The 9960-nt window shown below is 60.5% G+C and carries 10 protein-coding genes; 8 read left to right on the top strand and 2 right to left on the bottom strand.

Going from position 1 to position 9960, the window contains the following annotated elements; translation table 11 throughout:
• Positions 1 to 562, bottom strand: a 562-nt coding sequence (locus ABZE94_RS06250; RefSeq protein ID WP_372874669.1) for a kinase/pyrophosphorylase, incomplete at its 3' end; no start/stop codon positions are given.
• Positions 563 to 936: 374 nt separating this feature from the next.
• On the opposite strand from ABZE94_RS06250, the gene ppsA reads away from it, so the two are divergent.
• The 8 genes from ppsA (at position 937) to ABZE94_RS06210 (ending at position 9093) form a co-directional block, all read left to right on the top strand.
• Positions 937 to 3309 carry a phosphoenolpyruvate synthase gene (gene ppsA, locus ABZE94_RS06245; protein WP_372874668.1) on the top strand — a complete coding sequence of 791 codons (2373 nt, stop codon included), beginning with the start codon at positions 937 to 939 and terminating at the stop codon, positions 3307 to 3309.
• A gap of 206 nt (positions 3310 to 3515) precedes the next feature.
• Complete coding sequence (locus ABZE94_RS06240) at positions 3516 to 4526, top strand: alpha/beta fold hydrolase (protein ID WP_372874667.1); 1011 nt, start codon at positions 3516 to 3518, stop codon at positions 4524 to 4526.
• 147 nt (positions 4527 to 4673) lie between these two features.
• Positions 4674 to 5162: a ribonuclease E activity regulator RraA gene (gene rraA / locus ABZE94_RS06235; protein WP_372874666.1), complete on the top strand. Its 489-nt coding sequence runs from the start codon at positions 4674 to 4676 to the stop codon at positions 5160 to 5162.
• A gap of 18 nt (positions 5163 to 5180) precedes the next feature.
• Complete coding sequence (locus ABZE94_RS06230) at positions 5181 to 6176, top strand: zinc transporter ZntB (RefSeq protein ID WP_372874665.1); 996 nt, start codon at positions 5181 to 5183, stop codon at positions 6174 to 6176.
• A 54-nt stretch (positions 6177 to 6230) separates the two neighbouring features.
• Positions 6231 to 6494 carry a CrfX protein gene (locus tag ABZE94_RS06225; RefSeq protein ID WP_372874664.1) on the top strand — a complete coding sequence of 88 codons (264 nt, stop codon included), beginning with the start codon at positions 6231 to 6233 and terminating at the stop codon, positions 6492 to 6494.
• Between the two features lies 1 nt (position 6495).
• Positions 6496 to 7320 carry a mechanosensitive ion channel domain-containing protein gene (locus tag ABZE94_RS06220; protein ID WP_372874663.1) on the top strand — a complete coding sequence of 275 codons (825 nt, stop codon included), beginning with the start codon at positions 6496 to 6498 and terminating at the stop codon, positions 7318 to 7320.
• Between the two features lie 90 nt (positions 7321 to 7410).
• Positions 7411 to 8001 (top strand): RNA polymerase sigma factor SigX, encoded by a 591-nt coding sequence (gene sigX / locus ABZE94_RS06215; protein ID WP_372874662.1) that lies wholly within the window; start codon positions 7411 to 7413, stop codon positions 7999 to 8001.
• 99 nt (positions 8002 to 8100) lie between these two features.
• Positions 8101 to 9093, top strand: a complete 993-nt coding sequence (locus tag ABZE94_RS06210; protein WP_372874661.1) for an OmpA family protein — start codon at positions 8101 to 8103, stop codon at positions 9091 to 9093.
• A 98-nt stretch (positions 9094 to 9191) separates the two neighbouring features.
• Here ABZE94_RS06210 and cobA read toward each other — a convergent pair whose 3' ends face one another.
• A complete protein-coding gene (cobA, locus tag ABZE94_RS06205) occupies positions 9192 to 9929 on the bottom strand; it encodes a uroporphyrinogen-III C-methyltransferase (protein ID WP_372874660.1) in 738 nt (245 codons plus the stop codon).
• Positions 9930 to 9960: the final 31 nt, after the last annotated feature.

The following is a 9960-nucleotide window of genomic DNA, read 5'->3' as shown; positions in this document are numbered from 1 at the left end:
GCTGCAGGCGTTCCATGTCATCTTCGGTCAATGGATAATTTGCGGCACGAATTCCGTATTGCATGGCCATATACAGGCAAGTGGGTGTCTTGCCGCAGCGGGAAACGCCGACCAGGATCAGGTCGGCTTTGTCGTAATAGTGCGTGCGGGCGCCGTCGTCGTTGTCCAAGGCGAAGTTCACCGCCTCGATCCGCTCCATGTAATTGGAGTTGTGCCCGATGGAGTGGGACTTGCCGACCGAGTAGGACGAATGCGAGCTCAGTTCCTGCTCCAGGGGGGCAAGGAAGCTCGAGAAGATGTCGATCATGAAACCGTCGGATTCGGCTAGAACCTCGCGTATTTCCTGGTTGACGATGGTGTCGAAAATGATGGGTCGCGCATCGTCATTCTCGGCAGCAGTGTTGATTTGTTGTACCATTGCGCGCGCTTTTTCCACGCTGTCGATGTAGGGTCGCGTGAGCTTGGTGAAGTTGATGGTTTCGAACTGCGCCAATAAGCTCTGACCCAGGGTTTCGGCCGTGATGCCGGTGCCGTCGGAGATGAAAAATGCGCTTCGTTTCATTTGTACCCTGGGCCTTAAGTTGAGGACGATTCTTGGCTATTATGGGGCCCGTTTTGGCAGGCCTGAATGGGCTGCATTGTTACTTATTTTCCAGGGCTAGGCCACAATCGTGCGGACGTGTCCGCCGCGCTTCCCAGCCCTAGAGAGCCTGTTCAAGGGCTCGTGAGCTAGAGCCATGCAAGGCAAAAGCAGGCGAGACACGAGCGCAGCGAAGTAACAGCCAGCGGCTGGCCCGAAGGGCGAGCGCAGCGAGTCAAGCGGAGTTTACGGCTGTAAATGAGTATTCCGAGCCTGTTTTTAACGCAGCAAGGCCGACGCGCAGCAGGCCTTGAACTGGTTCTGAGCTTTTCCAACATTTTAGTGGAGAGATCACCTTGGTAGAGTACGTAGTTTCCCTCGATAAGCTCGGCAATCACGATGTTGAGCACGTAGGGGGCAAGAACGCCTCCCTGGGCGAGATGATCAGCAACCTTGCCGGCGCCGGTGTATCGGTCCCCGGTGGTTTCGCCACTACCGCCCAGGCCTACCGCGACTTTCTCGAGCAGAGCGGCCTGAATGCGCAGATCCATGCGGCGCTGGATGCCCTCGATGTTGACGACGTCAACGCTCTGGCCAAGACCGGGGCGCAGATCCGCCAGTGGGTGATGGACGCGCCTTTCCCGGCCGAACTGGATGCGCAAATTCGCACCGCCTTCGCCGCCATGGCTGACGGCAATGAGCATATGGCCGTTGCCGTGCGCTCCTCGGCCACCGCCGAAGACCTGCCGGATGCTTCCTTCGCCGGCCAGCAAGAAACCTTCTTGAACATTCGCGGCGTGGACAACGTGATCCGTGCGGCCAAGGAAGTGTTTGCCTCGCTGTTCAACGACCGTGCCATCTCCTACCGCGTGCATCAGGGCTTCGACCACAAGCTGGTGGCCCTGTCTGCCGGCGTGCAGCGCATGGTGCGTTCGGAAACCGGCACCGCCGGGGTCATGTTCACCCTTGACACCGAATCCGGTTTTCGCGATGTGGTGTTCATCACTGGCGCCTACGGCCTCGGCGAAACCGTGGTGCAGGGGGCGGTCAACCCCGACGAATTCTACGTGCACAAGCAGACCCTCGAGGCCGGACGCCCGGCGATCCTGCGTCGCAACCTGGGCAGCAAGGCGATCAAGATGATCTACGGCGACGAAGCCAAGGCCGGCAAGTCGGTCAAGGTGGTCGATGTCGACCGCGCCGAGCGCGCGCGCTTCTGTCTGACCGACGCTGAGGTCAGCGAGCTGGCCAAGCAGGCCATGATCATCGAGAAGCACTACGGCCGGCCGATGGACATCGAATGGGCCAAAGACGGCGATGACGGCAAGCTGTATGTCGTCCAGGCCCGCCCGGAGACGGTGAGAAGCCGCACCAATGTCAATGTAATGGAGCGCTACCTGCTCAAGGAAACCGGCACCATTCTGGTCGAGGGTCGGGCGATCGGCCAGAAGATCGGCGCCGGCAAGGTGCGGGTAATCAATGACATCTCCGAAATGGACAAGGTACAACCAGGCGACGTGCTGGTTTCCGATATGACCGACCCGGACTGGGAGCCGGTCATGAAGCGCGCCAGTGCCATTGTCACCAACCGGGGCGGGCGCACCTGCCACGCGGCGATCATCGCGCGCGAGCTGGGTGTCCCGGCGGTGGTTGGCTGTGGCAATGCCACCCACGTACTGAAAGATGGCCAGGGTGTGACTGTGTCCTGCGCCGAGGGCGACACCGGCTTCATCTTCGAGGGCGAGCTGGGCTTCGATGTCCGTACAAACTCCGTGGACGCCATGCCCGACCTGCCGTTCAAGATCATGATGAACGTCGGCAACCCCGATCGCGCCTTCGACTTCGCCCAACTGCCGAACGCCGGCGTGGGCCTGGCCCGCCTGGAATTCATCATCAACCGCATGATCGGCGTGCACCCCAAGGCGCTGCTGAATTTCGCCGGCCTGCCGCCGGAAATCCAAGACAGCGTCGAGAAGCGCATCGCCGGTTACGACGATCCGGTCGGCTTCTACGTCGAGAAGCTGGTCGAGGGCATCAGCACCCTGGCGGCGGCCTTCTGGCCGAAGAAGGTCATCGTGCGTCTGTCCGACTTCAAGTCCAACGAATACGCCAACCTGATCGGTGGCAAGCTCTACGAGCCGGAAGAAGAGAACCCGATGCTCGGCTTCCGTGGCGCCTCGCGTTATATCAGCGAATCCTTCCGCGATTGCTTCGAGCTGGAATGCCGGGCGATGAAGAAGGTGCGCAACGAGATGGGCCTGACCAACGTCGAGATCATGGTGCCTTTCGTGCGCACCCTCGGCGAAGCCAGTCAGGTGATCGACCTGCTGGCCAGCAATGGCCTCAAGCGCGGCGAGAACGGGCTGCGCATCATCATGATGTGCGAACTGCCGTCCAACGCGATTCTGGCCGAAGAGTTCCTCGAGTTCTTCGACGGCTTCTCGATCGGTTCCAACGACCTGACCCAGCTGACCCTGGGCCTGGATCGCGACTCTGGCATCGTTGCGCACCTGTTCGATGAGCGTAATCCGGCGGTCAAGAAGCTGCTGTCCAATGCCATTGCCGCCTGTAACAAGGCCGGCAAGTACGTCGGTATCTGTGGTCAGGGGCCCTCCGATCACCCCGATCTGGCCAAGTGGCTGATGGAGCAGGGCATCGAAAGCGTGTCGCTGAACCCGGATTCGGTGTTGGATACCTGGTTCTTCCTGGCGGAAGGTCAGCCAGCCTGATCTACCGTTGACCTTTTGATTCAAGGGCAGGTTAATCCTGCCCTTTTTTGTGTTCAGCACATCCATGTGCTTCACCCCTCCGGGGCTTGCGCGCAAAAACGCTCTTGGCGTTTTTGTGGTTTGTCATCCCTGGTGACCACCCTACGGGCCGGCGCTAGCGACGTGAAAAATTGCTCCCGGCAATTTGTTGTACCAGAGCGAAGCAGATGCAAAGCAGCAGCGAGCTTTTCCCCGTCGCCTTGATCAGCGCGGAACTACGTGGCGACTTGAGTGAGGATGTCTATCGCCTCAAGCCCGGCAACAGCCCCGATGCCAGCGTCGGGCTGGCCCTCACCCGTTTGGGCATGGCCGGGCATGCGGCCGAGCGCGGCGCGCCGGTGATCTTGTTGCACGGCAGTTTTTCCAATCGACGTTTCTGGTATTCGCCCAAGGGCCTTGGTCTCGGTCCTTACCTGGCACGTGCCGGCTTCGATGTGTGGATTGCCGAAATGCGCGGGCATGGGCTGTCGCCGCGCAACAAGGCGTACCGGCACAACCGCGTCAGCGACTACGTGCGCTACGACCTGCCGGCGATTGCCGACTTCGTCCATGAACAGAACCCGCAAGCGGCTCACTGGATCGGCCATTCGCTGGGTGGTATCACCCTCGTCGGGGCGCTGGGCGGGCACTACCTCGACCAGGATCGAGTGGCATCGGTGGCGCTGTTCGGCAGCCAGATCAGTCGTACTTACTGGCCGCTGAAAGTGCCACCGGTGGAGTGGGGCGGACGCCTGCTGCTCAAACGCTTCTCGGTGATTTCCGGCTCGCGGTTCAAGCGTGGCCCGGAAGATGAGCCGATCGGCCTGGCCCTGGAGAGCTTGCGCTGGTATGGCCTGTTTGGTCGCTTTGGCGATGCCGAGCGCGATTGGTGGGCCGGCCTGGCCGAGGTGCGGGTTCCGCTGTTGGCGGTAGCGGCAGCGGGTGACCGGCAGGATCCGCCGTGGGCCTGCAGCAAGTTGCTCGAGCAGTTCGGCTCGCCGATCAGCGAATTTCTCTGCCTGGGCAAGGAAAACGGTTTCGCCAGCGATTTCGGCCATGTCGAGATGCTGGTCAGCAAAGAGGCGCAGCGTGAGGTGTGGCCACTGGTGGCGCGCTGGCTGGACAAGACCCGGGAGGTCGCAGGCTCGCTCGAAAGAGCCGCGCTTGAGCGGGTTGAGGGCGTTCCTCCAGAGCGGTGATAGGCTAATATGTGCGGCCAGCAGGCTGTTCGATCAGGCGATGAGTGAGCGGGGCCTGTGCAATAGCCTGCGATCCAGGACGGTGAGCGTGCCGGCACCGATCCGTGAAGACTGATGCTCAATGTCCAGTTAACCAGGAGTTTTCCCATGCATTACATCACCCCAGATTTGTGCGACGCCTACCCGGAACTGGTGCAGGTGGTCGAGCCGATGTTCAGCAATTTCGGCGGTCGTGACTCCTTCGGCGGCGAAATCGTCACCATCAAGTGCTTTGAAGACAACTCGCTGGTCAAGGAGCAGGTCGAGCAGCCGGGCAAGGGCAAGGTGATGGTGGTCGACGGCGGGGCCTCCATGCGCCGTGCCCTGCTCGGCGACATGCTCGCGGAAAAAGCCGCGAAGAATGGTTGGGAAGGCCTGGTGATCTACGGCTGCGTGCGCGACGTCGACGTCTTGGCACAGACCGAGCTCGGCATCCAGGCGTTGGCCAGCCATCCGATGAAGACCGACAAGCGCGGCATCGGCGACCTCAATGTGGCCGTGACCTTTGGCGGGGTGACCTTCCGCCCGGGCGAGTACCTGTATGCCGACAACAACGGCATCATCATTGCCCCCACTGCGCTGAAAATGCCGGAATAAGTGATGCCAGGAGTCGGCATGCACGAGCAAGACAACACGCAATGGGGCCTGGTGCATGCTTTTGTCCTGGATGGCGCAGGCGGTGCGCGCGCCATCGCTCAAGGGCAGTTGGCCGGCCTCGAGCTGGCCGAGCAGGAAAGTCTGTGGTTGCACTGGGATCGCAGTCACCCGCAGACCCAGCATTGGCTGCGCCGCGAAAGCGGCTTGAGTGAATTCGCCTGCGATCTGCTGCTGGAGGAAAATACCCGGCCACGCCTGCTGACACTGCCGGATGAGGCGCTGCTGCTGTTTCTCCGCGGGGTCAATCTCAACCCCGGCGCAGAGCCGGAGGACATGGTGTCGGTGCGCATCTTCGCCGCTGCGCGGCGGATTATTTCCTTGCGCCTGCGCCCGTTGCGCGCGACCGAGAACCTGATCGCCGATCTCGCCGCCGGTCGTGGGCCGAAAACGTCGTCGGAGCTGATCCTGATCCTCGCGGACTACCTGACCGACAAGGTCGATGCCCTGGTAGCCGAGTTGTCCGAGCGGGTCGACGAGCAGGAAGAACTGGTCGATGCCGATGAGCACGCAGTGCCGGATCACGCACAGCTGCTGCACGTGCGGCGGCGCGCTGCCGGTCTGCGCCGCTTTCTCGCGCCACAGAGTGAAATCTATGCGCAGCTGACGCGCAAGCAGCAGACCTGGTTCCTCGCCGATGACCCAGGCTATTGGAACGAACTGCACAATCGTCTGACCCGCTACCTGGAGGAGCTGGAGCTCAGTCGTGAGCGGGTCAGCCTGCTGCTGGAGGCGGAAAACCGGCGCATGGATCAGCGGATGAACCGCATCATGTACCGCTTCGCCATCATTACCGGAGTATTTCTGCCGATGAGCTTTCTCACCGGTCTGCTGGGCATCAATGTCGGCGGCATACCCGGCGCCGAAAACCCCTATGGCTTCCTTATTGCCTGCTTGATCATGCTGGCGCTTGCCTTGGGGCAGTGGTGGTTGCTACGCCGTTTGCGCTGGGCCTGATGTGACTTGCCCCGAGTTGGTCTCGTCTAGCCGAGACGTCCTGTGAGGTACGTCATGCACGATCCATTTGAAGAATCCCTGCGCGATATGCTCAAGTCCGGCGCGTCCGATCACGACGACGACGCTTGTCTGCACCGCGTATTGAAGACTGCCAACCGCCAGGTCGGCGCGGGCGACCTGTTCACGCTCATGGGCCATTGGCTCGGCGCGTTGATGATCGCCCTGAATAGCGGCTCGGCCCATGTTGCGCCGGTCTCCCGCCGCGGCGCCGGCGCAGGATCTGTTCACTCCTCTAGTTCTACTGATAAGGCTGACTGAAATGGAACTCGATCCCTGGACTCAAAGCCTGATAGCCGCGATGACCGCGCTCTGGACCAAGGTGGCCGGCTTCATCCCGAACCTGTTCGTGGCATTGATCCTGGTGCTGCTCGGTTTCGTCGTGGCCAAGTTGCTCGACACCTTGCTCTCCAAGTTGCTCGGCAAGATCGGCCTGGATCGCTTGATGGCGGGCACCGGGCTGACCAAACTGCTCGGCCGTGGCGGTATCCAGGTGCCGGTATCGACCTTGATCGGCAAGATCGTCTACTGGTTCGTACTGCTGATTTTTCTGGTGTCGGCGGCTGAGTCGCTTGGCCTGGAGCGGGTTTCCGCCACCCTCGACGTGCTCGCGCTGTACCTGCCCAAGGTCTTCGGTGCCGCTCTGGTCCTGTTGGCCGGCGTGTTGCTGGCGCAGTTGGTCAGCGGGCTGGTGCGCGGTGCCGCCGAAGGCGTTGGTCTCGACTACGCCCATGGCCTGGGGCGTATCGCCCAGGGGCTGGTGATCATCATCAGCATTTCGGTGGCCATCGGCCAACTGGAGATCAAGACCGACCTGCTGAACAACGTCATCGCCATTGTGCTGATTTCGGTAGGCCTGGCTGCGGCACTGGCGCTGGGGTTGGGCAGTCGGGAAATAGCCGGGCAGATTCTGGCCGGGATATATGTGCGCGAGTTGTATCAGGTTGGACAACAGGTTCAGATCGGTGAGGTCGAAGGGCAGATCGAGGAGATAGGCACGGTCAAGACTGTCCTGCTGACCGATGCTGGCGAGTTGGTCTCGGTGGCTAATCGCACCCTGCTCGAGCAGCGGGTAAGCAGTCGCTAACGCGCCAATCCTGCTAATCTATGCCGCCAAGCCAACGCCTGATGCATCAGGCGTTGGCAGCCTCTGTCCCGACTGTCGGCCTGACTCGTTTTGAATAAAGCCCTACCGATGTCCTTGCGCTATGACCCCCGCGAACTCTCGGATGAGGAACTCGTGGCGCGTGCGCATGATGAACTCTTTCATGTCACGCGCGCTTACGAAGAACTGATGCGGCGTTACCAGCGCACCTTGTTTAACGTCTGCGCCCGTTACTTGGGGAGCGAGCGCGACGCCGACGATGTTTGTCAAGAGGTCATGCTCAAGGTTCTTTATGGTTTGAAGAACTTCGAGGGTAAATCCAAGTTTAAAACTTGGCTGTACAGCATCACCTATAACGAATGTATTACCCAATACCGTAAAGAACGGCGCAAGCGGCGCCTGATGGATGCACTAAGTTTGGATCCATTGGAAGAGGCGTCTGAAGAAAAGATGCCTAAAATTGAAGACCCTGGTGGCCTGGACCGTTGGCTGGTGCATGTCAATCCAATCGACCGGGAGATTCTGGTGCTACGTTTTGTCGCAGAGCTGGAGTTTCAGGAGATCGCCGACATCATGCACATGGGCCTGAGCGCCACTAAAATGCGCTATAAACGCGCCCTCGATCGGTTGCGCGAAAAATTTTCAGGCACCATTGAAACTTAAATATACATACCCCCTCTAACACCCCGAGCAGTTCTGCTAAAATCGCCGGCTGGTTGTCTTGCTAGACAATTTACTGGCCACCATGATGGAGATTTACGGATGAAAGTTAAAAACGCTTTGGGCGTTGTTGTTGGTTCTGTGCTGGCGTCTTCTTCCTTAAGCGTTCTGGCTCAAGGCCAAGGTGCAGTTGAAGCGGAAGTTTTTGGCAAGCGTGCCTTTATGGAGAGCAATCGCGACGTCACCGACGGCAACCTGTTCGGTGGCAGCATCGGTTACTTCCTGACTGATGACGTGTCCTTGAACCTGTCGCATGGCGTGTACCGCAGCATTCGCTCCCAGGACACCCTGCCGGGTTCGACCCATGGCCGCGAGCAAATTGACGGCCACCTGAGCACTGTCGAAGCGCTGTACCACTTCGGTACTCCTGCTGCGCAAAGCCTGCGTCCATACGTTTCCGCTGGTTTCGGCCATCAGGACCTGGACAACACCTTCACCCGTGGCGATGACAAGACTACCTTCGCCATGGTCGGTGCCGGTGCCAAGTACTACTTCAGCGAAATGTTCTTCGCCAAAGCCGGTGTCGATGTCCTGCACAGCCTGGACACCGAGAACACCGAATGGCAGGCAGGCGTTGGTGTCGGCTTGAACTTCGGCGGCGGCAGCCAGCCAGCTCCCGCTCCTGTGGCTCAAGCCCCAGAGCCAATGCCCGAGCCGGCTCCGGTTGCTGAAGAACCAGCCCAGGTCGTGCGCGTTGAGCTGGACGTGAAGTTCGACTTCGACAAGGCCCAAGTCAAAGAAGAAAGCTATGGCGATATCAAGAACCTGGCTGATTTCATGAAGCAGTACCCGCAGACCAGCACCACCGTTGAAGGTCACACTGACTCCGTCGGTACCGATACCTACAACCAGCAGCTGTCCGAAAAGCGTGCGAGCGCTGTGCGTGAAGTTCTGGTTAACCAGTACGGTGTTGAAGGTCAGCGGGTAAACGCCGCTGGTTATGGCGAAACTCAGCCGGTTGCCGACAACGCAACCGAGTCGGGCCGTGCCATCAACCGTCGTGTTGAAGCTCAAGTAGAAGCTCAAGTCCAGTAACAGGTCTTAAGCAGCTAGGAAAAACCCGGCCTCGGCCGGGTTTTTCTTTGTCCAGAAAAAAGCCCGGCGCTGGCCGGGCAAGAATAACTCCGCAGAGTTCAGGCAAACGCGGCCAGGGCTTGTACTTGATGTCCGCCGGCGACTTCGCCGATCACCAGGATGGCCGGGCTTTTCAGCTGGAAGGCCAGGGCATCCTGGTGCATCGAGGCGAGCGAGCTGAGGCATTCGCGCTGGTGGGGCAGTGAGGCGTTTTCGATCATCGCCACCGGCATGTCGGCGCACATGCCGCCGGCCAGCAGGCTATCGCGGATGTCCGCCAGCTTGGCCACGCCCATATAGACCACCAGGGTGGTGCCGCTCTGGGCCAGGGCTTGCCAGTTCAGGGTGCTGTCGTCCTGGGTATGGGCGGTGACCAGGGTCACGCCACGGGCCACGCCGCGCAGGGTCAGGGGGATGCCGCAGTTGGTGGCGCCGGCCAGGCCGGCGGTGATGCCGTTGACCATCTCCACTTCGATACCGTGCTGCTGCAACCAGTCGACCTCTTCGCTGCCGCGGCCGAAAATGCACGGATCGCCGCCCTTCAGGCGTACCACGCACTTGCCCTGGCGCGCATAGCGCAGCATCAGGCGATGGATAAAGGCTTGCGGTGTCGAACGGCAACCACCGCGCTTGCCCACCGGGACTATCCGTGCGGTTGGGCAGTGCTCCAGCACCGCCGGATTGACCAGGTCGTCGATCATCACGACCTCAGCCTGACGCAAGGCTTTCACTGCCTTGAGCGTCAACAGCTCCGGGTCACCCGGCCCTGCCCCTACCAGCCAGACTTTTGCACTCATTTCGAATTCCTCGTCGTAGGGTGCGCCGTGC

The sequence above is a fragment of the Pseudomonas sp. genome (assembly GCF_041601375.1).
Classification (GTDB): Bacteria; Pseudomonadota; Gammaproteobacteria; order Pseudomonadales; family Pseudomonadaceae; genus Aquipseudomonas.
Note: the sequence above shows the minus strand (reverse complement) of the source record. Positions and strands in the feature narration are given on the sequence as shown.

Bases quoted from the DNA above. Each gene is read 5' to 3' on its own strand.
- ABZE94_RS06240 (WP_372874667.1), top strand. From the start codon at position 3,516: ATGCAAAGCAGCAGCGAGCTTTTCCCCGTCGCCTTGATCAGCGCGGAA.
- rraA (WP_372874666.1), top strand. From the start codon at position 4,674: ATGCATTACATCACCCCAGATTTGTGCGACGCCTACCCGGAACTGGTG.
- ABZE94_RS06230 (WP_372874665.1), top strand. From the start codon at position 5,181: ATGCACGAGCAAGACAACACGCAATGGGGCCTGGTGCATGCTTTTGTC.
- ABZE94_RS06225 (WP_372874664.1), top strand. From the start codon at position 6,231: ATGCACGATCCATTTGAAGAATCCCTGCGCGATATGCTCAAGTCCGGC.
- ABZE94_RS06220 (WP_372874663.1), top strand. From the start codon at position 6,496: ATGGAACTCGATCCCTGGACTCAAAGCCTGATAGCCGCGATGACCGCG.
- ABZE94_RS06210 (WP_372874661.1), top strand. From the start codon at position 8,101: ATGAAAGTTAAAAACGCTTTGGGCGTTGTTGTTGGTTCTGTGCTGGCG.
- cobA (WP_372874660.1), bottom strand. From the start codon at position 9,929: ATGAGTGCAAAAGTCTGGCTGGTAGGGGCAGGGCCGGGTGACCCGGAG.